This is a genomic window from Acinetobacter defluvii (assembly GCF_001704615.3).
Classification (GTDB): domain Bacteria; phylum Pseudomonadota; class Gammaproteobacteria; order Pseudomonadales; family Moraxellaceae; genus Acinetobacter; species Acinetobacter defluvii.
Map to the genome: position 1 here is coordinate 1,934,581 of NZ_CP029397.2, position 24,725 is coordinate 1,959,305.

Consider the following 24,725-nt stretch of genomic DNA (forward strand, 5'->3'; position numbering starts at 1 on the left):
ACCATTTAACTTTTCAACACATTAAATTTAGGCTTTAATTCAGCCGTTTCAATACGATGACTAAAGGTATTTAATACTTTTAGTTTATAGGCATCAATATCCATTGATTCATAATCGTAGAAACCTTGACGTTCACGTAAACCATTTCGTTTATTTTGCATATTATCCGCAATAATCTGTGGCGTGCGATAACGCTCTCCCAATTCTTTTTGTAGATATTGCGAAGCATAATACAGAATATCGCCACCGCCCCAATCGATAAACTCCAATAAACCCAGTACAGAAAAGCGCAGACCAAAGCCCGTACGGATTGCTATATCAATATCCTCAGCCGATGCAACACCTTCTTCAACCATACGTGCTGCTTCATTCATGGCTAAAGCTTGAATGCGTGGAACGATATAACCTGCTTTGGCATTACACACCACAGCCACTTTACCGATTTCTGTAAGAAATGATTTTAGCTGTTCAACTACAGCAGCAGAGGTTTCCTCTGAACGACTAAGCTCAACCAGTGGAATTAAATAAGCAGGATTTAACCAATGGGCATTCACTACACGTTCAGGATGTGACAGCATTTTGGCAATATCCGTGACTAAAAATGTAGATGTCGTTGAAGCGACAATACATTGAGATGGAAGATATTGATCTAACCAAGCAAAAATTTCTTGCTTGACTTGCAGTTGTTCAGGTACACCTTCCATAATCAAGTCGCATTGTTTTAAAAATGTAACTGAATCCAACTTGGCAAGTACTTGAATATTCGCTTGAATACTTACAATTTGCTCAGCTTGAATAAATTGAATGCTGCTCAGTAAAGTCAACTCTTGTACGAGATCTTGTTGGATCTGCTGTTGATATTGGGAAAATTCTTGAGTAGAACGCACTTTGGCATCAACCAGTTTCACTTGCAGCCCTGCATAGGCAAAAGCAATCGCAATTGCCTTGCCCATACGTCCTGCACCAATCACTGCAACGTTTTGAATTTTAGACATTGTTTCATACTCCTTGTTGCAGTAATGCTTGCATTTCTCGTTTAGAAAGATTAGACAAACCTAAATTTTCTAAGGTACGTCCTTCAGCATATAAATCACGAGCCGACACTGCGGAAGCAATATTTAACAAACCTTCAGCAACTGGCGTTGGTACACCAGCCCAACGCCCTACAGAAACAATCAAAGATAAACCTAAACGGGTGTCTTCAAGCATATAACGATGTTCTTTTAAATTAATGTCTTCACGCCAGTCACCGCTGTCAGTTAACTTACCGTGCGCACCACGACCATACATCCACTCATCCCCCTCACCTTGCATATTATAATGATCTGCCAATGGGAAGTGCGGTGCTGTATAACCCAATGCTTCACGAATACGCATACGCTCGCTATCTAGTTGATTAGTTACACGACGAATCGAGGGTTGGGTCCCTTCATTATGAATATCCCATGCTTCAAAATGCTCTAGAGGTCCAGCATTCATTATGATCAAAGGGGGATGAATAATAGGACCTGCATTCATCAATGCACCACTTAAAGCATCTTCAATGGGTTCTACACTTGGATAGGCTTGTTTTAAAACTTTGAAAGCATGTTCGGATAAATTGCTTGGGAATACTCCTGTCGGTAAACGTGTTGCATAACCACTCACTACAATATTATTTACAGCATGTTTACGCACCAAATAAGGCAATGTCCCTGTTTCAGCAAATGCAACTTTTGCTTTATTTCCAACGTCTTTCATGGCTTTTGCAAAAATGAAACTTCCAAAAGTACCAGGTGGTAGATACACCACTTGCCCTTCTTTAAAGTATGCTGCTGCTTGTTCAGCAAGATTCACATGTGTTGTTGCGGGTAATGGGATAATAACCAACTCAGCATGAGCAATCGCTTTTTCTAAATTATCTTGTAAATTGATTTGGCTATTTTCAAATCCTACTGTTACTGAACGCTCACCTTGAAAGTCTTTAACAAAAAGTTTTTCTGCCACAGCAAGTGCATGTAATGCTTCTGCATCACGACGCCATAACACTACATCGTGCCCTTTTTCTGCCATTTCTAAAGCTGCTGCATAACATCCGTGACCGCCACCAAGTACTGTAATTTTCATATTGAATCCTCCTGATTAACTGAATTCATCATAGAAAATTAGTTAGTTTATGACTTCTCCATATGCGAATGAAGTGTTCAATTTACGAAGTTAAAAACTCTAAACTACACCTTTAAGCGGCACGCATTTTTAAGGTATATGAAGGTAAACAGCCATAACGCTTTTTATAAATATTAGAAAAATGTCCAAAACTTTGAATGCCATTTTCCAGTAAAATATTAGTCACTGTTTGGTTTTTTTGACTATTTAGTAATGCTTGATGTACCAACTCGACCCGTAGCTGACGGATATACTCTATCGGTGTTTGTTGAAAATATTGGTTGAAGCCTTTTTGCAAAGTACGAGTGGTGACACCACAAAACTCACTTAACGCAGACAAAGCAATAGTGTCTTTAATATGCTGTTGAATATATTGCTGTGCCTTCTTCATATAACTTGGCAATACCCTTTGCCGTTGCTCATTCAGCTGCTGACTATAATTATTCGGAACTTTTAATAAAATCAATTCGATCAAATATTGGGTAAAACTTGCTGAAATAAAACTCCAATTTTGAATATTGTAATAGGCATGACATAAATAATTGAGTGTTTCAAGGATTGAACTCAACCCCTCATCGGTACACAACATGCCACTATCAAAAATCACAGCATCCGTGCTGGTATAACCCAACATCTTAAATAATTGTGCTTCAACATCTTGTTGGGGCAATTTTAAAATAATATTGCGACAACGATGATTGGTGATGATACGATTTTTAGTGTTTGGATGGGTCACCGTCATGATGCCAACGGATTGCAGCACTTGATTCTGAGCATGCTCCACTTTGCATTGCCCCTCTAACGTAATACGAAACAAATAGTTTTGTGATGCTTCATCGATGGTGATCGCCACTGGGGCACTATATTTCAGATCATAGAGGGCTGAATTTCCAAAACTAAAACCATTTAATCGGGTATTCAAACTGGCAATTGCATCAACATCGAACTGATGCGGACATAAATAATGACTAATTTGATCCTTGATCGTTTGATAATCATCTGAATTAAAAAGCAAACACTCATCCAGATAATGCAAATGATTAAAGTTAAGTAATTGATTCATCACTGCACTCCATTGACGATATTTTTAATGCAAAAGCCCATTTATTCACAATGGGCAATCACGTATTACAACTTAACTGTTTATTTATTTTTTCAATTCAAGCGCTAGCGAAATCACTTTGTTAGAATGAAATGATTGACCTATCAGATTAGGCTGAATGTTCCTGCTGCATACTGTTTGCAAAGGCTTTGCCTCCTTTCTTTAATAAAATAAACGCTAAGACACAGGCAATTCCACCGACAATAGATAAAGAGGTACCCACCATGAGTGGATTTTCAAAAACTTTATCGGTCACTAAGGCAACCAAAGTTGTACCTATGCCGACAGCAACCAAATTACTAATCAAAAGAAATATTGCTGAGATTTGTGCACGTAACTGATTAGGCGCTAACATTTGCATCGCTGTAGTAGAAATTGGCATTGGAAATGACGCAAAAAACATTGCAGGGGCAAGTAAAGTCACTGCCAACCAATACTCAGATACTTGAGTAAATGCAACCAAAGGTAAAACTAAACCAATGATACCAATTACACCTGTGATCATTGGCGCATCTTTACGTCCTTTTTGAATAAACCAGTCATTCAACCATCCTGCACAAAACACGCCTAAAGTATTTGCGATCAATAACACTGTACCCAACATATAGCCGGCTTCAGTCGGTGTCATATTAAACTTACGCATAAAAAATGCGGGTGACCAGCTGATCAAGCAATACAATGCCATTGCATAAAAAGTGAAGCCTAAATAATGACAGGTAAATGTTGTGCGATGTTTTTTCAAAAACTTAAACGCTGCACGAATGGTCACTTTTTCTGCTTGACCATTTGCATTTAATTGCTGACCTTTACGGATAGGATCACGTACAGTCAAGATAAACAATAAGCCAATAAAGATACCCGGCAATCCCACAATAATAAAGGCTGCTTGCCATGCCTTAATTGCACCTAAAATAGGAATTTGAATTAAATCCATATTTTTCAATAAGCCAATGACATAACCACCGACTAAAAATGCAATACCACCGCCAACAAAAGAACCTATCGAGTAAACTGCGACTGCTCGACCAAGCTTATCTTTGCTAAACATATCACTAAACATTGAATATGCTGCAGGAGATAAAGCTGCTTCTCCAACACCCACCCCCATACGACTTAAAAACAATTGGATGAAGTTTTTACTTAAACCGCACAGTGCAGTGGCAATGCTCCAAAAGATAATCCCAACGGCTATAATTTTGGGTCTAGAAAAACGATCTGCCAAATATGCTAATGGCAAACCCATAAAAGCGTAAAACAATGAAAATGCTAAACCATGTAATAAACTAAACTGTGTATCGGTTAGATTTAAATCAGCTTTGATGGGCTCAATCATCAATGCCAAAATTTGCCGATCAATAAATGAAAAGATATATGCCAGCATGCACAGTAAAACTACATACCATGCATAAGCACTTGATTTACTTTGTTGTTGTTCCTTATGGATATTTAAATTACTCATCCATTTTCATCCTGTGAAACGATAACTTACGTTAATCGTTTTGCGTTTTCCTTAAGCAACACACAATGTAAAGTTAAAATTTTGAGTAAAACTTCAATTTTAAAATGTCACTATTTTCAATAAAAGAATGGTGAAATGAGCGATTTAAAAAGCCATCAACATTTAACCTACATTGTGAATAACCCTGTCCATGAGCCAACATTATTTACACTTTTAAATGTAATTTTCCATAACTTTTTAAGTATATTTTTATACCTTCAGTGATTTTCATGGTTTAAAACATAAATAAGCCACTATCCAAAACAACAGATATTCGCAAGTTCACAAAGTATTCATGCTTTCTATGGATTTTTCTGCCAAGATATTTGAAATACAACTTTTGGAATAAAAAATGAAATTCATTAGAACATTTATATTGAGCTGCAGTGCAGGTCTATCAACGCCTGTATTTGCAACTGTAGGTGGACCTGAAAGTATTGAAGTTTTAGGTTATGAAGCCAAAGAACAAAAAGTTTATGTATTAAGACATTATGAAGATGGTCGTGGACGACTCCCACAACTGTACTACTATCAGTTTAAAAACAATAAAAATCCAAGCAAAATTATTCAAGTTAATTCTTTATATATCAACCCTAAAACCAAAAAAATTGACTATGATCAAGATGATACTCAATTTAATCAAGCACTCAATAAAATCAAAAAACGGTTGCAACCCCTTCAGTCAAGCAACATGCAAAATCGTATTGTATATTCTCAGAAAGACATTAAACAGGTAGCAACTTGGTACGACCCAAAACAAACACAAGCACAAATTCGCTATACTTTTACAGTATCTAATACGAAGTTTCAAAGCAGACCACAAAAAGCTATCGCTTATGATACATCCTTAAAAGTGGTACAGCAGTTCTTAATTCCCAAACAAAACACAATGCTAGTGACTGTAGAATACTTAGGTATTCCTTTTGAAACCGGTTACAACATTCAAGACCCAGTACTTTTACAAAGAAAATAAGACCTTGCTTTGTTCAATGTTTTTGCTTTCAAATCACGGCTTTTATGCAGACATTCTATCAAAGTGCTGCTAACATCAATCGGCAATTATAACTTTTAATTTTTAAATTAAACCGAGTAAAAACAATGAAAAAAATATGTCTAAGCATGATAATGATCAGTATTTTTATCAGTGCATGTAGTCGCAATAATATGCCAAAAGAATGTGAAGAATCTTGGCAACATATTGAAAAAATGGCAAAAACTAGCGGTATTCCTGAAGACTCAATTCAAACGCAGAAAAAAGCTTTTGAAGAAGAGGTGAATAAAATGAAGAAAGAGGAAGCAATTGAAGTATGTAAAACACAAATAGCGATTTTAAAAATGGCGAAATAATTATTTTAAAATGATATTTTCCTCATTTTTTTTAATTGAGGAAAATATTTAAATCAAAATTCAGAATCATCATGTTAAAAAGTGAAGTTATATGTTCATTGCACCTGAATTCCAAGAAAACCGACCCAAAGAAATTCAACGTCTTGTTCAAGATTATCCTTTAGCAACGATCGTTGCACACACTGATCAAGGTTTAATTGCCAACCATATTCCTTTACTTTTTAAATCAGATAACATACTCATTGGGCATATTGCCAAAGCCAATGAAATGTATGCTCTAATCACTGAAAATCAAAGTGTTCTTGCTATTTTCAAAGGTGAAGATGCTTATATTTCTGCCAATGATTATCCAAGTAAACTCATTGACCATAAAAAAGTACCGACTTGGAATTATCAAGCCGTTCATGTGCATGGCACACTCAAATTTTATGATGATCAGAAATCTAAACTTGCTGCTGTCGGAATGCTGACCAAAATACAAGAACAAAAAACCAATAGCGCACAGGCGTGGAAAATGTCCGATGCCCCCAAAGATTATTTATTGGCATTACTTGAAGACTTAGTCGTCTTTGAAATTGAGGTTACACGTATTCAAGCCCAATCTAAACTCAGTCAAAACCGTGAGCCAACTGACTTTAATGCAGTGATTAAACGACTTAAAGGTCGTGATCAAGCTGGTTTAGCACAAGCAATGTCAAATTTACAACGGAATTAAGCGATATCCGCCCACGTTAAACCGAACTTTGCCAAATACTTTTTCACTCGATCTGAGTCGTTGGTACTTTGGCGCTGTTCACGGGAAATGGCAAATAAACGTCTGCCTGCATCTGCCATTGATTTTGATTGTTTACATACATGAATTACACCTTCAAGCTGAATCCGATCAAACTCATCGATCTCCGCCAACTGCTCTGCACTAAACAAAGTGGTCAAATTTGAAACTTTTTCAGGTTCAGCCTGTCTCTGCCATAAGCGTTGTAGCCGTTTAATTTCCGCTTCAACCTCAAGCAAACCGATCCGCTCACCATTTGCCAAAGTCGCCATTCGAGTCACACTTGCGGTTAAATCACGAAAGTTACCCTGCCACGTCGCTTCAGAAGATTGTGAAAATTTTAAATATTTTTCCAAAGCATCACTATGAAAACGCAACTGACGCTGTTGCTGCATCGCAAAACGCTGTAATTCAAACTCAATATTTGGTGCAATATCTTCACGGCGGTGTTTTAAATCAGGCAAAAAGAAAGTCCAAGTATTTAAACGCGCCCACAAATCTTCCCGAAAACGTCCCGCCTGCACTTCTGTCCGTAAATCTTTATTGGTTCCTGCAATCAATTGAAAATCCGCCTGAACTTCTTTGTCTGCACCAACAGGAAAAAAGGATTTATCCTCCAAAGCCTTGAGTAACATGGCTTGTTCATCGAGCCCCAATTCGCCAATTTCATCTAAAAATAAAATCCCGCCATCGGCACTTTTTAAATAACCTGTACGGGCATTGGCTGCACCTGTAAATGAACCTTTGATATGTCCAAACAATGCCGACATTGCGCCATCACCGCATAAAGTCGCACAGTTGACATCGACCAACCGCCCTTCTAAATGAAATTTCTCTTTTTTCAATTGATAAATTTGTTTGGCTAAATGTGATTTCCCCACGCCTGTTGCCCCTATAATTAAAATTGGGGCTTTGGAACGTGTTGCGACCAATTCAACCTCTCGAATCAATTGGTTAAAGTCTTTATTTTTCGTAGCAATATTGGCTTTAAGCTGCTGCCAATTGGCAGATTGTTCATTTTCAAAACGCTGTGTTAAAGCCGCATAACGTGATAAATCCAAATCAATAATGCGATATTCACCTTCAGGCTGTTGCTTGCCTGCAGGTGAACTTTGGATCAACTTTGCAGGTAAATAATGTGCATCGATGAGTAAATACCAACAAATCTGTGCAACGTGGGTACCTGTAGTAATATGCAGATAGTAATTATTCTTTTCAGTATCAAATGAATAGGATTTGACAAAGTCATACAGTACGCCATACATGTCAGAAAAATCCCACGGATCACGGATATTGACTTGTTGTCCTGTAATCTGCGTAGAGGGTGAAATTTGAATAGCATCTTTTTTTAGATGCTCAATTAAACTTATACTACGATGGTCATGCAAAAGTATCAATTCATCAACCAATAAATCCTCATGCATCAGCAAACTCATGGTCGGACGCCAACGCTGCCAACGCTCTTCTTTTTTCCCTTGATCTAGCGTTGAGCCAACAAAACCAATGACCACTGTTTTTTTAGACTTTTGCATATTTTCTATAAAATTTTATAGTTTCAATAAAAACAATATAACGAAAACTTATGTTTTAATACAATGAATTACTCGTGTTTTACAGATATTTCTTAGGACTGAGGATGATTTTGTTTTAAGAGTACCTCTGTCTCTACATCAATATAAAGATTTTTCAGAAATTTATGGCTATACTTGTGATCATCTATTGATTTTTAAAAATATGTACACATTTTTTATTTAAAAAGCTGAAAAACTTGTTGAACTTTAAAAATACATCGAGATCGAATAACTTGATTTATTTAAATTTCAATCATTAACAAATAAAAAGTACAAATTATTTGTACTTTAAAAACAGTTAAAGGTACTTGAACTATGCAACCTATCCTGATGTTTGATATGGATGGAACTCTTCTTGATTTAGCATTTGATGATTTTATTTGGAATCAAAAACTACCTGAGCGTCATGCTCAGACTCATCAATGTTCATTAGAACAAAGTAAAAGTGCTTTATTTGAATTTTATCAAGAACATAAACATACGATTCTTTGGTATTCATCACAATACTGGAGTGAAAAAGTCGGAGTTGATGTTTTAAAATTACAATATGATTTTCAAGATAAAATCCAACCACGCCTAGGCTGTATTGAATTATTAGAAAACTTAAAAGCACAAGGTTATCATTGTTGGTTACTGACCAATGCCGACAGTGCAGGTTTAAAATTAAAACTTGAAAATGTCGATCTTGCACCCTATTTTGAAGTGGTTGTCAGCAGTCAAGAAATCGGATATTCCAAAGAGTTTGTAGAGTTTTGGCAAATTTTACAACAAAAACACCCTTTCGATCCGCAACACGCATTTATGATTGATGATACAGCACCAGTACTTGAAGGTGCGAAACGTTTTGGAATTGCAAATCTAATCACCATTACGCAGCCTTCCAGTTTAAAAGCTGCACGTAATCCATTAGAGTTACGTTATCCAGCGATTCAACATTTAACAGAATTATTGCCAATTTTGGCGCAATATCAAAGTAAGGATGTCGATGTCAAAACAGCCTAAAAATCAGAAAGATCAAAACACCCAAGAAACAGATAGTGTACGTGCCGACAAATGGTTGTGGGCTGCTCGCTTTTTTAAAACTCGCTCCATTGCTAAAGCAGCAATCGAAGGTGGTAAAGTCCACCACAATAACGAACGTATCAAAGTTTCGAAAGAAATTCGTATCGGTATGGAGCTGACTATCCAACAAGGTTTTGATCGTAAAACTGTGGTGGTTAAAGCCTTGTCGAATATTCGTGGTGGTGCGCCCGCTGCCCAGCTATTATATGAAGAAACCGAGGTCAGTATTGCACGACGAGAATTGATTTCAACCCAAAGAAAATTGCATAATCTTGCACGACCTGAGCATCGACCAAGTAAAAAAGACCGTCGAGACATCAGTAGGTTTAGACAAGAAAATGATGCTGGTTATGCGCAAAATTGGTCATATCATGATGAATAAAATTAAAGATTGCATATGCGACATCTTATGTCGTAATGACGCAGTTTAATGTAGATCAATAATTATTTTTCTGTCACTATTGCTGATGTGGACGAAGATCAAATTTAAAGACATCCACTTTAGCGAATAGTGAATTTATATTGTTTTGAGGTTTCAAGATGGATGATAACAAAAGTAAAGCGCTCAATGCTGCATTAAGTCAAATTGAAAAACAATTTGGTAAAAATACAGTGATGCGTTTGGGTGACAATACTGTCCAAGCAGTAGAGTCAGTTTCTACAGGTTCTTTAACACTAGATATCGCATTGGGTATCGGTGGTTTGCCTAAAGGTCGTATTGTTGAGATTTATGGTCCTGAATCTTCAGGTAAAACCACCATGACTTTACAAGCGATTGCACAATGCCAAAAAGCGGGTGGAACTTGTGCCTTTATTGATGCTGAGCATGCACTTGATCCTCAATATGCACGTAAACTTGGTGTAGATATTGATAATTTATTGGTTTCTCAACCAGATAATGGTGAGCAAGCCCTTGAAATTGCCGATATGCTGGTTCGTTCAGGTGCGATTGATATGATCGTAGTCGACTCAGTTGCAGCACTCACACCAAAGGCTGAAATTGAAGGTGAAATGGGCGACTCACACATGGGTCTACAAGCACGTTTGATGAGCCAAGCATTGCGTAAAATCACAGGTAATGCCAAACGCTCAAACTGTATGGTAATCTTCATTAACCAGATTCGTATGAAAATTGGGGTGATGTTTGGTAGCCCTGAAACCACTACTGGTGGTAATGCTTTAAAATTCTATGCATCTGTACGTCTTGATATCCGTCGTATCGGTCAAGTCAAGGAAGGCGATGAGATCGTTGGTTCTGAAACACGTGTTAAAGTTGTCAAGAATAAAATGGCACCTCCGTTCCGTGAAGCAGTTTTCCAAATCATGTATGGTAAAGGTGTTAACCATTTAGGTGAGTTAGTCGATCTTGCCGTTGCACAGGATATCGTGCACAAAGCAGGTGCTTGGTATTCATATCAAGGTGACAAAATCGGTCAAGGTAAAAACAATGCCATCCGTCACATGGAAGAAAATCCAGAAATGGCAGCCGAAATCGAAAAATTGATTCGTGAAAAGTTACTCACCACATCAAATGCTGCACCAGTTGAAGAAAAAGACGAAGAAGAATCAGACTTTTTAGATGTCTAAGTTACATCTTTAAGTGTATATGCTATGTCTAAACGCCCAAATTTGGGCGTTTTTATCATGCTAAACCCATACAATCTAATTTTGGAATCGTCACACCAAAAGCATTAAACTAGATACCTCTTATTTAAAGGTTGAACTCCTCTACTGCCATGTCTGCTTCTAAATTTCCTAAAATGCTAAATTACGCTGCATTAAAACAACAGTTCTCTGCTGAATCTGCACCTGAAATCGCACAACATGACACGCATGACCAACAAGCATTAAGTTTTGAGCAAGAGTCTGAAAAAAAATCGCAAGGCTTAACAGGCACTCGTTTACGTTCTTATGCTTTTGCAACATTAACCCGTAAGGAATATTCCAAAGTAGATTTAATCGAAAAACTGTGTCTATACGCAGCAGATCGAAATGAAGTTATTGCATTGGTAGAAGAGTTAGCCCATGAAAATTATCAAAGTGATCAACGTGTTGCTGAAATGACTGTACGCAGCCAAATTCGCCAAGGTAAAGGACCTAATCGCATCAAAATGGCATTACGTAATAAACACTTAGATAAGTCATTGGTCAGTGAGGATTTACAAGACATTGATTGGTATGCGCAAGCCCACCAACTAAAAGTTAAAAAATATGGGACTGAAGTGAGTCACGACCCGAAAACTAAAGCTAAACAAATCCGTTTTTTACAATATCGAGGCTTTGAAATGGATGCGATAATGAAAGCAATTAACAAGAAAACAGACGATTTTGATAAATGATCTCGAAAGGATATTTAAAAGAAAATAGAAAGTAAAGTTTAGATAACGCGGATTCAAAAGTTAAGTACAACACATTTGTAATGGGTTGAGAAAATTAAGTGAATTATAATCATTATGATTTTTTCAACTCTCAATTGGAAAGCACAACATGAAGCAATACACCCAACTTTCTCAAAATGAAAGATACGAGATTTTTCGCTGTTTGAAAAGTAATAAATCTATAGTGAAACCGCGTAATTCCCCATACATACATCAAGAAATTGACTAAAAAGAGTATCTATCGAATCAACCAACCATTCTCTCCTTTTCTTCTTCACCCATACCCATATTTTCTCCACTTCGTCTTGCACTACACTTCAAGCAGTGCTTGAAGTTTGTTCAGGATTGAGATCTGGGCTGCAAGGTAGGAGCCATAGTATTTGATGTCCGTGTTGCATTATTAAGTCTTGAATATCTTGTCGTTTATGAAATGCGGCATTATCCATGACAATTACACTGTTCTCTGGCAATTCTGGTATCAAAAAATTCTCTACCCAAAAGTGAAATACATCTGAATTCACTTTGCAATCAAGTAAACCCACTGCAAATAACTTATTTTGATAAATTGCACCAATCACATTGGTCTGATTTTTTAATTGCCAGTTGTATGTCCCATAACATGGTATTCCTTTCTTAGAATAACCATGCGCTCTATGTTCATGTGATTTAAAGCCACTTTCATCAAGATATGATCGGGTTGTTGGCACTTCAATTGCTCTAAATCTTTTAAGTATTGTTCTCTGAGTTCTGTTTTTGTTTTCGGGTGGCGTAAGGTCTTTTTTTAACTGTGATTTTTAGCCGCTTAAGGGCATCGCCAATTGTAGATTTACCACAGCCAAAACGTGCAGCTCTTTCATATTGAAAATCATCAGGATATTTTTCAACATCTGCACGTAGTGCATCATCATCAACTTTAGAGGGTTTCCTTGGTCGAGTTTTTTTATTTCGATTCGCTTCTTCCATTCAACAATTGTATTTTTATCAATTTCAAATTGTAGAGCAACTTCTCGAATAGAATAGGGTGTGTTGACATTTGTAGAGTGTAATTTGTTCTATAAAGGCAACCAAATAAATATACAGGCTAGAGCGACAGCACTCTGATAATTACGCTTTAGCTTGTCAAAGCGAGTTTCAATCCCTCTAAATTGTTTCAATCTACAAAAGGTATTCTCAACTAAGTATCTGATTTTATAAATATACCAATCCATATGATTATTATTAGATTTAGTATTTGATCTCCTTGGAATATTAGACTTGGTTTTTGTTGCTTCAATTTGATTTCTGAAACCATCTGAATCATAACCTTTATCAGCACATAATATATCTGGATCAGTTAGATCTAATTTGGATACAAGATCAGGAGCGATTTTGATATCATGGGAAGTTCCATCAGAAATGATAAACTCAATAGGATTACCATCAGAATCGATAGCTAAATGAATTTTGGAACTATTACCACTAATACTTTTAGAAATATCTTGATTCTTAATCCCTGCTGAATGTTGATGGGCTCTGACATGACTGCCATCAATAAAAATCCATTCTTTATCAGCCTGTTTGCTAAATAATTTAAAAAATATTCATAAACTTATTTTTTTAGACCAGCGATTAAACTTCTTAAAAATAGAGTTATGATTGCCAAATTCTTGAAGCAAATCCCTCCAAGGACAGCCAGTTCTGATACGAAACAGAATGGCTTCAATAAAATTTCTTAAATTTAATTTGAGATAAATATTAAAGTGACGGAAAATAGCAAGTAACTTAGACCAGTGTTGATCATTCAGCATTGTACGAGGCATAGCGAGAGTAAAATTGGGTTTGGCGATTTGATTTTACTATCTCGCTATTTTTTTAGGCAATAAATGTCAACAGACCCTAGCCTTCTTCAAGCTTGGCTAATATTTTCTTTCTAAAAGGTATTGGATAACTCATATCATCATTGTATTTGTTTTTTGTCGGATTGACTATAGCAGAGGACTTTTACAAGTTGGCTGCCTAAAATCTCCAAAGTGGAAGTCTCCTGTTATTTCAGCACACATCAACCAACTTAAATACGTAATTTACGGTCATCTTGCATTGTTTTTAAGCGGATATCAATACGTGCGCGCATCGCATTATTATCTTTTGCCAAACGCTGTGCATGTAATAAAGATTTAATAGCATCTTCTTCGTCACCTCCCCAATATTGTGCTTCCGCACGATAACGCAACACATTGACCGTACGCATTGGGTTATTTTGATCTAAATTGGATGCTTGTTGTAATAACTGCCAACCTTGAATATCTGTTTTATTTTTATTCACAAAACGATTCACCAATTTTTCAGCATCTTTTCCTTTATTTTGACGAATGAGTACCTCAGCTAATTTATAAGTCAGTGCTCTATTCTCAGGCATGATACGCTGCTTACTAATAATGGTTTGATAAGCATCTTCAATTTTATTTTGCCCCAAGTATACATCTGTTTGGATAATATTAAACAAGGTGTAATCAGGATTCATTTTTCTCGCAATATTTAAATAACTCTGTGCCTGTACATAGTCGCCTTGACGTAAATTATATTCACTCGCTGCCAATAGTCCTGCATAGCTATTTTGCTTTACCAATATATCAAGTTGTTGTTGTGAGGTTTGCCCTGAAACGGCTGCAGTGTACCATTTGACCAGATCAAACTCTTGTTGGTTATTGTTAAAAGGCACACGTGGGAATTGATTGGCGCGTAAGCGTGCCTCACTCATACGCTCAGTATTTAAGGGATGGGTTAACCAAAAATCAGGCAAAAAACTTAAGCGACTGGTTGCTCGATGCATAGTTTCAAAAAAATCTGCCATGCTTTCAGGGTTATAGCCTGCATTATACATAAATTGCATACCAATACGATCTGCCTCTCGCTCTTGGTTACGGCTATAGCTAAGTTGCTTATCCCAAAGTGCAGCCTGAGATCCCAACATTACGGCACTTCCTACATCGCCATCTGCTTTTGAGGCTAATGCAGCACCGACAATAATCCCTGCCAATGCCAATAACCCCTGCCCTTTAAATGCTTCTTGCGAGCGACTATAGTGGCGCTGTGTCACATGCGCAATCTCATGCGCCATAACCCCCACAACCTCATCCATATTTTTTGATGAAGTCACCATCCCTGTATTTAAAGCAAATAACCCACCTGGTACGGCAAAAGCATTAATTTGAGGGTCTTTGACAATCACCAAACCGATGGGTGAACCAATTTGGGTTTGACTTAAGATTTTAGAAAAGACCAACATAAATTGATCTTCTAACCATGGGTTTTGCACAATCGGCATTTGGTGTTGAACTTCACGATAGACTTTCTCACCAATCATTTTTTCTTTTTGCTGATCAATTAAGCCCACACCACCACCAATGTCAGGAATCTCTAACTGTGGGCTATGTATGGGATAGAAATCTTCCATTGCATTTACCGTACAACTTAGACTTAAACCCAGTGTCAGTAAAATCTTTTTCAATGCCATGCTCTAACAAATATTTACTGCCACTATAGCATCGGATTTAGCACAAATTCGAGACAAAATGTAGCAGTTTTTTAACAACATTTTAGTTGGAAAAATTTTCATTCACTAAATAACGTGGGGTACGTGCTTCAAGCGCATCTACAAGATTTTGATAAGCTAAATTTGCCATTTTTTTACGTGTTTCAGCCGTTGCAGAACCCACATGTGGCAATGTCACGACATTTTCTAAACTAAACAATGGCGACACTTGTAACGGTTCTTTTTGATAGACATCTAAACCTGCAGAAAAAATTTTACCTTGCTGCAAAGCCTCAGTTAATGCTTGCTCATCGACCACTGAACCACGTGAAATATTCACAAAAACAGCATGCTTCTGCATCAAATCAAAAGCATTCGCATCTATTAAAGCCTTTGAATCTGCATTTAAATCAACAGCAACCACAACAAAATCAGATTGTTGTAATAAATCTTTTAAACTTCGATATTGGGCATTTAAAGGTTGTACCAATTCTATTTTTTCACGGCGATTATGGTACAAAATATTCATATTAAAACCATAAAAACCACGCCGAGCCACTGCTGCCCCAATATGTCCTAAGCCAATAATGCCGAGTGTTTTCCCAAAAATATCTTGTCCAAATTGGGCTGTACCTACTGTTCTTTTCCACTGTCCTTGTTTGGTCCATTGGTCTAAATTCGGAACTTGGCGTGCTGCACTCATCAGTAAGGTAAAAGCCAAATCTGCGGTCGTTTCAGTCAAGACATGCGGTGTATGACTTAACCAGATTTTCTTTTGATTTAAATAACTAAGATCATAATTATCATAGCCAACACTGACTGAAGAAATGATTTTTAGTTTTTGTGCAGTGGCTAAATTTTTTTCATTGAGTACACGTCCAGCCCCAATCATGCCATCAGCATCGACAAGCTCACGCTGCATTTGCTCATTCACATCGCCCATTTTGGGGTTAATAATCACGACTTGATAGCGTGCTTGTAATTTCTCTAAAATTTCAGTGTCTATTTGACTAAACACTACAACTTTCTTTTGCATGACATTTCCCTGTTGTTTTGCATTCCCAATCATTTTAATTTACTGATGATTTCTGCATAAACTTCCACAAACGACGTTTTAATTTTGGCTGCGCTAACATTTCTTGCAAACTTGCCAATTGGATCGCATCCGTATTTTTTAAGTGTGAAATTTCACCCAATGTGATGATCACTTTATCATGTTTCAAAGCATCCAAAAAACCCTGAATATACATGTGTACGCCTCGTCCATCTTGAAACTGCGTCACAGGAAATGGCCATTTCAACTCAAAATATTCACTGATCATAGCATTTTGAATGTTAAACCAAAGTTTCTGTTGTTCTGAGCTGATTTGTGTTGCATCGATCACAATCACACAACTTTTTAAGCAAATGGCTTGCAACTCAAAAGCTGCAAGATTTTTTATTTCTATAGGTTCAGTTGGACTATTTATTGGCTGTTTTTCTGAAAGAACTTCAGCGTGTTGAATAGAGCCAACTTTTACTTGAATAGACCGTTGTTCTGGTTGTTGTTGCGCAGGAATATCTTCCGTTATCACAAGTTCTGTCTGAAGTAGATCTGAGATGACTGCTTCTGATACGTTTTCTGGTGCTGCACTGTCACGATATAATTGACTTTGCATGTGACGAACAGGCACATCTAACTTGGGAACCCAGACATCGATTCCCATCGCAGCTAAAAGACTCCGCTGGTGTTGTTGTACACTCACATTCATCACATTATTCAACTTTTAATTCACTGCATATTCTACCGAGCTTTGCACACTTTTGTTGTGATTTATATTCATCAGCATACAAAACCAACAGGTTTTTCTAAAATAGCATATAGATCAAAAAGTTAGATACTAGATAATCATCACGCTATTTTTCTTATGCATTTGATCAACAATTTCTTCAGTTTCAAAACCTAAACGCCAATACAGCAATTCCAAAACATCTAATTCATCTTGGGTAATAATACGATCATGCCATAAACAGACTTCAGCAACCCCTAAAATACTTAAGCGATCTCGCAATAGTAAACCCGCAATATCATTTAAAACTTCACTTAAATCAATTGGTTCATCCGATATTTCACGAAACAACTCTAATTCTTCTTTGCTTAAAACTCGCTGTAAAATGTCATAGCGCACTTCAAGCTGATTTTCACTATTGATCTGCTGCACATGTAATAAGGCATCAATCAAGCGCACGATTTGGGGTTTAACAGTTTCTAAAGACGATGGGGTGTGTAATGGTAATAAGTTGAGTTCTGCTTTGACCCGTTCAATTAACAATGCATCTAATAAGCCAATCTCACCATCTTCCTGAATAATTTTAGCCAACTTTGTTACGAATTGACGTGCGCTGGTTGCAGGCATATTACCCAAATTAGCACAGGCATCATGAAAAATTTGAATATGTACACGTCCATCTAAATTTAATAAAGCATCCACAATGGCACGACTCACTTCCGCATTTGAGGGAATAAATTCACGATACTGACGAATCATTAAAATCGCCACCATCACTTCACGTGAACCTGTGGAGGTTTGCATCGCACGTTGCAACAAGTCTGGGCGTTGCATTTGGCAGCGCACTTCCGAGTTTAATGGCTTAATTGCATCATTCAAAGCAAAACTAATCGGGGACAAACGAATCAATGGCAAAGGTTGTGGTGAAATCCAAGGACTATAGGTTTCCGTGTTTAATTCTTCCAAAGGACGCATCAATACAAACAAGGGTTGGCTGCGTAATTTTTTTAAATTTTCAATTTGTAAATCTTGTAATAATGTCGGATTTAACTCATAAATGCGATCCTCAATACTAGGATGAATATTCAACCAACTTTGCGGACTGAGTGAGTTTGCAAAACACATATGTGCAATAGACTCTGAATATTCACTATGGATTTGTGAACCGGCATGGTGCACATAAATTCTTAATAAAGTTTGGATATTGGCATTATTTAACATCAAACGCTTGGCTTTGTAATCGTTATAAAATGTCCGCCCACCCAAAGTAACGTATTTGATTAAACGAGAAATTAAAATCCCCATACTGCCAATCAGCCAAATCACCCCACCGACTGCCACAAAACTGGTTTCAAATTTATGGCGACGACTTTTTTCATATACACCAAAACCTTGTTTAGCAATTTTACTGCCCAACTGACTAAATGAGGTTAAGCCACTATACAAAATTTTTAAGCGGGTATTTTCTTTCGCTTCGCCTGACAAAATTTGATTAAACTCATGCCCAAGTAATCCATAAAGCTCTAATTCATCTAAATTTTGCAAAGCTCCCCACGTTAAAATAATCACCGTATCGCGTGGATGGAAACCGGCTGTTAAAGCATTTACCCCAACTTCATCTGGTAACACATACACGGAAGGTACATCAATATCAAAATTCTCAGCGAGTTTTTCAGTAATTTTCAATGCCACATTTTCTTCTGGGGTACTTTCGATCAAAGTTAAACGACGAGCTTTTAATTGTTTTGCTAAAGAATGTCCCCCCTCACGAAATACATAAAACTCATAAATGATCGAGCTTAAAATCACAGTCAATAAAAGCCCAACACAAAATGGACTCAAAAAATGCCAAAATATTGACTCTAAAGGATCAACATAATGAACCAATAAGCCTAAAACCGTATTTAAAATAAAAATCGTAATCAGTACAGCAACTGAGCAAATACTTGCAGACCACAGTATATTTTTGTTTTTTATTAAATAATGGCTGACATCTTTCAATGTAAACATCCTCATTACATTGTTAGGATATTAAGAACATGATACAGGATTTATCATGCGAAATATCATAAAGTAAAAAAGCGGGAATTACCCGCTTTTTAAGAGTTTCACCTTATTTGAAGGTTTAAGCTTCTTCTTTAATGCCACTTAGATCAACCGATGCAGCATCGATATTGACATCAATATAACCATCTTTTTCTTTTTTCGCCAAATCACTGCGACTATTTTCTAGATTAGTGAGATATTGTGCATCAATATCACCCGTCACATAAATACCATCGAAAACAGAACAGTCAAACTCTTCTACTTCAGGTACTTTATGGGTTTTGACCGCCGCTTTTAAATCATCCAAATCTTGGAAAATAAGACGATCAGCACCAATAATGTCTTGAATTTCTTCAACAGTACGATGGGATGCAATCAATTCAGCTTTTGCTGGCATATCAATACCATACACATTTGGATATTTCACCATAGGCGCTGCTGAAGCAAAATACACTTTCTTCGCACCTGCATCACGTGCCATTTGAATGATTTCATTACACGTTGTACCACGTACAATGGAATCATCTACCAACAATACATTTTTACCCTTAAACTCAAGCTCTACAGGATTCAATTTTTGACGTACTGACTTTTTGCGCTGCTGTTGACCTGGCATAATAAAGGTACGACCAATGTAACGGTTTTTCATAAACCCTTCACGGAATTTTACACCCAACGCATTTGCTAGCTCTAAAGCAGAGGTACGACTGGTATCTGGAATTGGAATCACCACATCAATATCATGATCCTCGCCCCAGTCACGAAGAATTTTCTTGGCTAAAGTTTCACCCATTTTCAAACGTGCTTTATACACAGAAATGCCGTCTATGGTCGCATCTGGACGTGCAAAATAGACATACTCAAAAATACACGGACGATAACGTGAATTTTCCGCACATTGCTGCGTAAACAATTCACCTTGATCATTGATGAAAATCGCTTCACCTGGTGCAATATCACGCTCAACTTTAAAGCCAAGCGCAGTGATCGCAACGGACTCAGACGCAATGATATATTCTTTTTCACCAGTTTCAGTTAAACGTGAACCATAAATCAGTGGACGAATCCCATTTGGATCACGAAAACCAACAATGCCATGTCCCGTAATCATTGCCACAACACCATAAGCACCTTTGCAGCGCTCATGTACACGTTTTACAGTATGGAAAATATCTTCTGCTTTCGGTGTCAAAGTGCCACATTTTTGCAGTTCATGGGCAAATACGTTCAATAAGACTTCAGAGTCAGAGTCAGTATTCATATGACGTAAGTCAGTTTTGAATAAATCATCATGAATTTCAGCAGCATTGGTTAAATTGCCATTATGTGCAAGTGTAATCCCGTAGGGTGAGTTTACATAAAATGGCTGTGCTTCTGCACTACTCGATGAACCTGCCGTTGGGTAACGGACATGCCCAATCCCATAGTTTCCAAGTAATGCACGCATATGACGAGTATGGAATACATCACGCACCATACCATTGTCTTTTCTGAGAAATAATCGACCGTTGTGACAAGTTACAATCCCAGCTGCATCCTGTCCCCGATGTTGTAACATCGTTAACGCATCAAATAACATTTGGTTAACAGGTGATTTACCGGCTATACCAACGACTCCACACATAGCTACCTCGCAGACCAGCTAGGATTAATAAAACGGGTTCTTGGTTGAGTGTGCCGAGCGATCTTCTGGCGAGGAAGACTGACTCGAAGACTCATTTTTTGAAGTATCATCGAGATGATCTTCAGTATGAATATGATTGAGCGCTTCATTTGCAGCATCCTTAGAAAGAGCTGTTGCTAAAGGCGCGTAAGGTAAAAGTGTTTGAATGACTTTCGATTGTTTCCAAACAGGTGAACTTTCCACCCATGGACCTAATCCTTGCATAGTTATGAGGACGATGAACAAACCTTTCAAGGTGCCCAAGGTGCCTCCTGCTAAACGGTTAAGTGGACCAAGCTTAAAAGTCTTTAGAATTTTATTGAGTAGTGCAGACACAATCCATGTTAAAACTACAATAATTAAAACAATAAATGCAAATGCAGAAATTTTTTGCACTACAGGATCTTGACTGAGTACTTGCATGGCAGGTGCGAAAACTGCTGAATATTTTGCTGCAACAATCAATGCAAAAATCCAACCGACTAAGTTCGCAAAGGCATTGACGAATCCTTTTCGCAAACCGTTTAGCCCTCCAATGAGCAAAAGCACAAGTACAATAATATCAATGGTGTTCATTTTAGGTCATGGCATCAACACAATCTTTAATTAAAACTGGACCTGTGTAAATCATACCACTATAAATTTGTACTAAACTTGCACCTGCTTGTTGTTTTGCAACAGCATGTTCGCCAGACAAAATTCCACCGACACCAATCAAAGGAATTTGACCTTTGAGTAATTTTGAAAATGCTGCCAAACATGCAGTACTTTTTTCAAATACAGGCGCACCCGACAAACCGCCAGCCTCATCACCAAAAGGCAAGCCTTCAACCCCTTCACGAGATAAAGTCGTATTGGTGACAATTAAACCGTCTATTTTAAACTCTAAAAGCTGAGAGGCGATAAACTGAATATCACCCGCTTCTAAATCTGGCGCAACTTTTAACACCAAAGGGACATAATGCTGATGTTCTTCAGCAAGTTCAAGTTGACGGTTTTTCAATGTTTCTAACAGTTCTGTTAAAGCATGACCACTTTGTAATGAACGTAAGTTTTTTGTATTTGGTGAAGAAATATTCACCGTAATATAAGAAGCGTAGTTATAAACTTTTTCTAAACAGATCAAATAATCAGAAACCGCATCTTCTACAGGTGTAGTGGCATTTTTGCCAATATTAATACCTAAAATACCTTTAAATTTGGCAGCTTTTACATTTTCAACCAGTTGATCCACACCTGCATTATTAAACCCCATACGGTTAATAATGGCTTTTGCTTCAGGAATACGAAATAAACGAGGCTTTGGATTGCCTTCTTGTGGTTTTGGAGTAATGGTGCCAATTTCAATAAAACCAAAGCCTAATGCAGCTAAGGCATCAATATATGCACCATTTTTATCTAGACCTGCGGCTAAACCCACTGGGTTTGGAAATTCAATTCCCATACAGGTAACAGGTTTAGGTGCAATTTTTTGACGCATTGCGCCTACTTTATGCGCTGATTTTAACAGCGATAATGTCAGCTCATGTGCACGCTCCGGTGCTAAAGAAAACAACATTGGGCGAGCAAGTGAATACATCATAGCTAGAAAAGTCTACTGCTTTTTAAGTTGCCGTATTATAGGCACAGTATGTAAAAAAGGCTATGCTTCTCGCTGCTTTATTTTCACTGCTTAGTGTACTGTCGCTGTTAATTTAATCTCCCCATCTGCTTTTATTAATTCCATTTTTTCAATGCTGACACCCATTTGCGCAATCTGCGTTAAAAAGTTTGCCAAAATTGCATAGTTTTCATGTTGCCCCACGATTTGATACTGCTCTCCCACTTGCTGACTAGCAATAGATAAACCTTGTTGCTGTGCCACACGCTGAATTTTATCAGGGACGGTGAGTGACAAATCATCTGCAGGCTTCATGGTAACCACATTGCTTTGCATCCAAACTACAAGGTCTTTGAGTTCATTTAAACGCTTTTGTTGATTTTCTGCTGCGCGGTGCATATACCACAGTGCTGAACCAATGATCGCCACGGCCACAAAAATCGTGGTGAAGATCACCATCACACGTTCACGTGTTGACATTTTGTCAAGCTGATCAGCGATCTGATCTGCCCAAGCATCAAACTTATTTTGAATATTCTCAAGTGCTTTCATTATTGTATTTTCACCAATCCTATGACTGAAGCGCCTTGTGTCTGTATCGTTCCCAATTCTGCTTTAAACCCTTGTTGGTTCAGTTGTTGCACGAGTGCTTGAAGTTTATCTGAGCTATTTGCCACCAAGTCCATATTTAAAATTGCAGTATCGTAATTGACTTTATTTGCCACAATTTGATGTTGCATCAAAATCGGTCCCACCCGACTGAGCAATTGCAAGGCTTGGGTATTAGCACTTTGACTTAAACGTAAATTACTCTCAAACTGACTTTTGATATTTTGCTCAGTCACGCGACTATTTTCACCAAACCATGACTTATATTGATCAATCGCAATCACCGCAGTTTGGTCAGCAACTTTTCTTAACTTCACCCAACGCAAAGCATCATAGCTCAATTGTACTAAAATCAAAGCAACGCATAGCATTGCACAGGCTTTCCAATAACCTGAAATACCCCCACTTTCTTGCTTCGCTTTAGGCAAAACATTAAATGGGTGATTTTTTGGTTTTTTCGGTACAACAAACTGATAATTAAACTGTTCCAAGTGGTCAGAGGTGGTGATCGCAAAAACATTTTCTAATTGTTCAGCACTGAGTTGAGCATATTTATACTGTTGTTCTTTGGGTGCAAACTCTAAATACAAACCCAAATCATCAACAGAATTTCCCATCCACTCATTTTCACGTACCAACAAACGTCCATTTAAGTTTGCAAGTACTGTCTGATTTTCAGTAGGTACAGGTAAAACGAGAAAATCTGGCAATAATGAAACAATCTTTATCGGCAACAATGACAATGAATGCTGCATGGTCGTCACAGCATGTTGATTAATCCCCAATACTGTCACTTGATTGGGCGCTTGAAAGTGTGAAAAAACTTTCATTTGGTCAATTGGAACAATCACGTATTCTTCAAGGAGGTATTTTAAGCCTTCCTGACCAAGCTTTTTATATTGTTCTTTGCTTAAGGTTTGTTGAAGAATTTGTACTTCACGACTCGGAAAATAAACAACCGCTTCTTCTGCTTGATTTGCCTTCAATTCTTGAATCAATTGCTCAAGACTTGCTGCACTTTTCCATTCTTCACCACGTGACCATTGCCAAACCCCATCGGCTTCTGGCATCCATAAATACAACATCGATTGTGTTCTGCCGTGTAATTTGTTTTTAAAAGACTTTTATACTGTTGGAATAAAGGCTGTTTGTTGTGTAGATAACCCTTGTGCAACTACGCTTTGCTCATAAATACGAGCTTCGGCTAATGCATATGGATGAAAATTTTCATTGGTTAACTGTTCAGCAATGTGCGCAACGACATTCATATGACACACCACTACGATATTTTCAAAAGGCAATTGTGCAAGCCAATCAATTGCTTGTTTTGCATCATCATCAGGTTTGATCTTATCACAAATTAATACATTCACATCGCTAAAATATTTTTGGATATGCGCCAACGTTTCTTGTGCACGCAATAACGGGCTCACCACAAAGATATCAGGTTTCAGCATGTCTTTTAAAAAGTCGGCTGTTTGCTCCGCTTGTGCATGACCACGCTCAGTTAATGGACGTTTATGATCATTTCCATTCACTGGAGGTGCTGCTTCCCCATGACGAACTAAAGTCAGTTGCATAAAATTTCCTTATTGCTTTATGATGAATTATACCAATTCTATATGACAACACTATCTCAGTTTGCTATTTTT

Annotated in this window: 23 protein-coding genes and 2 pseudogenes; 7 read left to right on the top strand and 18 right to left on the bottom strand. The window is 37.5% G+C overall.

Going from position 1 to position 24,725, the window contains the following annotated elements; translation table 11 throughout:
• Positions 1 to 5: 5 nt before the first annotated feature.
• The 4 genes from DJ533_RS11640 to DJ533_RS11655 form a co-directional block, all read right to left on the bottom strand.
• A complete protein-coding gene (locus DJ533_RS11640; protein WP_065992887.1) occupies positions 6 to 995 on the bottom strand; it encodes a 3-hydroxybutyryl-CoA dehydrogenase in 990 nt (329 codons plus the stop codon).
• A gap of 4 nt (positions 996 to 999) precedes the next feature.
• A complete protein-coding gene (locus DJ533_RS11645) occupies positions 1,000 to 2,106 on the bottom strand; it encodes an NAD/NADP-dependent octopine/nopaline dehydrogenase family protein (RefSeq protein WP_065992886.1) in 1,107 nt (368 codons plus the stop codon).
• Between the two features lie 112 nt (positions 2,107 to 2,218).
• Positions 2,219 to 3,208, bottom strand: coding sequence for an AraC family transcriptional regulator (locus DJ533_RS11650; RefSeq protein ID WP_065992885.1), 990 nt, complete (start codon positions 3,206 to 3,208; stop codon positions 2,219 to 2,221).
• Positions 3,209 to 3,356: 148 nt separating this feature from the next.
• Positions 3,357 to 4,706 (bottom strand): spinster family MFS transporter, encoded by a 1,350-nt coding sequence (locus tag DJ533_RS11655; protein WP_065992884.1) that lies wholly within the window; start codon positions 4,704 to 4,706, stop codon positions 3,357 to 3,359.
• A 391-nt stretch (positions 4,707 to 5,097) separates the two neighbouring features.
• Here DJ533_RS11655 and DJ533_RS11660 point away from each other — a divergent pair, with 391 nt between their 5' ends.
• The 3 genes from DJ533_RS11660 to DJ533_RS11670 all read left to right on the top strand — a co-directional run bounded on the left by DJ533_RS11660 (position 5,098) and on the right by DJ533_RS11670 (position 6,807).
• Positions 5,098 to 5,718, top strand: coding sequence for an aminotransferase (locus tag DJ533_RS11660; protein WP_065992882.1), 621 nt, complete (start codon positions 5,098 to 5,100; stop codon positions 5,716 to 5,718).
• 152 nt (positions 5,719 to 5,870) lie between these two features.
• Positions 5,871 to 6,092 carry a hypothetical protein gene (locus DJ533_RS11665; RefSeq protein ID WP_228716474.1) on the top strand — a complete coding sequence of 74 codons (222 nt, stop codon included), beginning with the start codon at positions 5,871 to 5,873 and terminating at the stop codon, positions 6,090 to 6,092.
• A gap of 91 nt (positions 6,093 to 6,183) precedes the next feature.
• On the top strand, positions 6,184 to 6,807 hold the full coding sequence (locus DJ533_RS11670) for an FMN-binding negative transcriptional regulator (RefSeq protein WP_065992879.1): 624 nt from the start codon (positions 6,184 to 6,186) through the stop codon (positions 6,805 to 6,807).
• Here the strand turns inward: DJ533_RS11670 and rtcR are convergent.
• Positions 6,804 to 8,396, bottom strand: coding sequence for an RNA repair transcriptional activator RtcR (gene rtcR / locus DJ533_RS11675; protein ID WP_065992877.1), 1,593 nt, complete (start codon positions 8,394 to 8,396; stop codon positions 6,804 to 6,806). The genes DJ533_RS11670 and rtcR overlap by 4 nt on opposite strands.
• A 354-nt stretch (positions 8,397 to 8,750) precedes the next feature.
• Here rtcR and DJ533_RS11680 point away from each other — a divergent pair, with 354 nt between their 5' ends.
• From DJ533_RS11680 to DJ533_RS11695, 4 genes are all read left to right on the top strand, one after another.
• Entirely contained in the window at positions 8,751 to 9,437 is a 687-nt protein-coding gene (locus DJ533_RS11680) for an HAD-IA family hydrolase (protein WP_065992875.1), read from the top strand.
• Positions 9,421 to 9,879 carry an RNA-binding S4 domain-containing protein gene (locus tag DJ533_RS11685; RefSeq protein WP_065992873.1) on the top strand — a complete coding sequence of 153 codons (459 nt, stop codon included), beginning with the start codon at positions 9,421 to 9,423 and terminating at the stop codon, positions 9,877 to 9,879. Before DJ533_RS11680 ends, DJ533_RS11685 begins: the two co-directional genes overlap by 17 nt.
• Before the next feature lie 158 nt (positions 9,880 to 10,037).
• Positions 10,038 to 11,084: a recombinase RecA gene (gene recA, locus DJ533_RS11690; RefSeq protein WP_065992871.1), complete on the top strand. Its 1,047-nt coding sequence runs from the start codon at positions 10,038 to 10,040 to the stop codon at positions 11,082 to 11,084.
• 149 nt (positions 11,085 to 11,233) lie between these two features.
• Positions 11,234 to 11,836 carry a regulatory protein RecX gene (locus DJ533_RS11695; protein WP_065992870.1) on the top strand — a complete coding sequence of 201 codons (603 nt, stop codon included), beginning with the start codon at positions 11,234 to 11,236 and terminating at the stop codon, positions 11,834 to 11,836.
• A gap of 356 nt (positions 11,837 to 12,192) precedes the next feature.
• Here the strand turns inward: DJ533_RS11695 and DJ533_RS11700 are convergent, their stop codons facing one another.
• The 13 genes and pseudogenes from DJ533_RS11700 to sixA form a co-directional block, all read right to left on the bottom strand.
• The gene (locus tag DJ533_RS11700) at positions 12,193 to 12,582 is read right to left on the bottom strand and encodes a transposase (protein WP_171488561.1); all 390 of its coding nucleotides are present in this window, start codon (positions 12,580 to 12,582) and stop codon (positions 12,193 to 12,195) included.
• 19 nt (positions 12,583 to 12,601) lie between these two features.
• Positions 12,602 to 12,888 (bottom strand): annotated as a pseudogene (locus DJ533_RS11705) (IS630 transposase-related protein).
• Between the two features lie 39 nt (positions 12,889 to 12,927).
• Positions 12,928 to 13,674: pseudogene (locus tag DJ533_RS11710) on the bottom strand (IS5 family transposase).
• Between the two features lie 248 nt (positions 13,675 to 13,922).
• Positions 13,923 to 15,362, bottom strand: coding sequence for a M48 family metallopeptidase (locus tag DJ533_RS11720; RefSeq protein WP_065993063.1), 1,440 nt, complete (start codon positions 15,360 to 15,362; stop codon positions 13,923 to 13,925).
• Between the two features lie 88 nt (positions 15,363 to 15,450).
• Positions 15,451 to 16,422: a 2-hydroxyacid dehydrogenase gene (locus tag DJ533_RS11725; protein ID WP_065993062.1), complete on the bottom strand. Its 972-nt coding sequence runs from the start codon at positions 16,420 to 16,422 to the stop codon at positions 15,451 to 15,453.
• A 34-nt stretch (positions 16,423 to 16,456) separates the two neighbouring features.
• A complete protein-coding gene (locus DJ533_RS11730; RefSeq protein ID WP_065992864.1) occupies positions 16,457 to 17,137 on the bottom strand; it encodes a hypothetical protein in 681 nt (226 codons plus the stop codon).
• A 129-nt stretch (positions 17,138 to 17,266) separates the two neighbouring features.
• Positions 17,267 to 19,156, bottom strand: a complete 1,890-nt coding sequence (locus tag DJ533_RS11735) for a M48 family metalloprotease (protein ID WP_065993060.1) — start codon at positions 19,154 to 19,156, stop codon at positions 17,267 to 17,269.
• 124 nt (positions 19,157 to 19,280) lie between these two features.
• Complete coding sequence (gene purF / locus DJ533_RS11740) at positions 19,281 to 20,825, bottom strand: amidophosphoribosyltransferase (RefSeq protein ID WP_065992863.1); 1,545 nt, start codon at positions 20,823 to 20,825, stop codon at positions 19,281 to 19,283.
• 24 nt (positions 20,826 to 20,849) lie between these two features.
• A complete protein-coding gene (locus DJ533_RS11745; protein ID WP_065992862.1) occupies positions 20,850 to 21,440 on the bottom strand; it encodes a CvpA family protein in 591 nt (196 codons plus the stop codon).
• 1 nt (position 21,441) lies between these two features.
• Positions 21,442 to 22,446 carry a quinone-dependent dihydroorotate dehydrogenase gene (locus DJ533_RS11750; protein ID WP_065992861.1) on the bottom strand — a complete coding sequence of 335 codons (1,005 nt, stop codon included), beginning with the start codon at positions 22,444 to 22,446 and terminating at the stop codon, positions 21,442 to 21,444.
• Positions 22,447 to 22,536: 90 nt separating this feature from the next.
• Positions 22,537 to 23,016, bottom strand: coding sequence for a type II secretion system protein GspM (gspM, locus tag DJ533_RS11755; RefSeq protein WP_065992859.1), 480 nt, complete (start codon positions 23,014 to 23,016; stop codon positions 22,537 to 22,539).
• Complete coding sequence (gene gspL / locus DJ533_RS11760) at positions 23,016 to 24,158, bottom strand: type II secretion system protein GspL (RefSeq protein WP_065992857.1); 1,143 nt, start codon at positions 24,156 to 24,158, stop codon at positions 23,016 to 23,018. Before gspL ends, gspM begins: the two co-directional genes overlap by 1 nt.
• A 39-nt stretch (positions 24,159 to 24,197) precedes the next feature.
• Positions 24,198 to 24,653 carry a phosphohistidine phosphatase SixA gene (sixA, locus tag DJ533_RS11765; protein ID WP_065992853.1) on the bottom strand — a complete coding sequence of 152 codons (456 nt, stop codon included), beginning with the start codon at positions 24,651 to 24,653 and terminating at the stop codon, positions 24,198 to 24,200.
• Positions 24,654 to 24,725 lie beyond the last annotated feature (72 nt).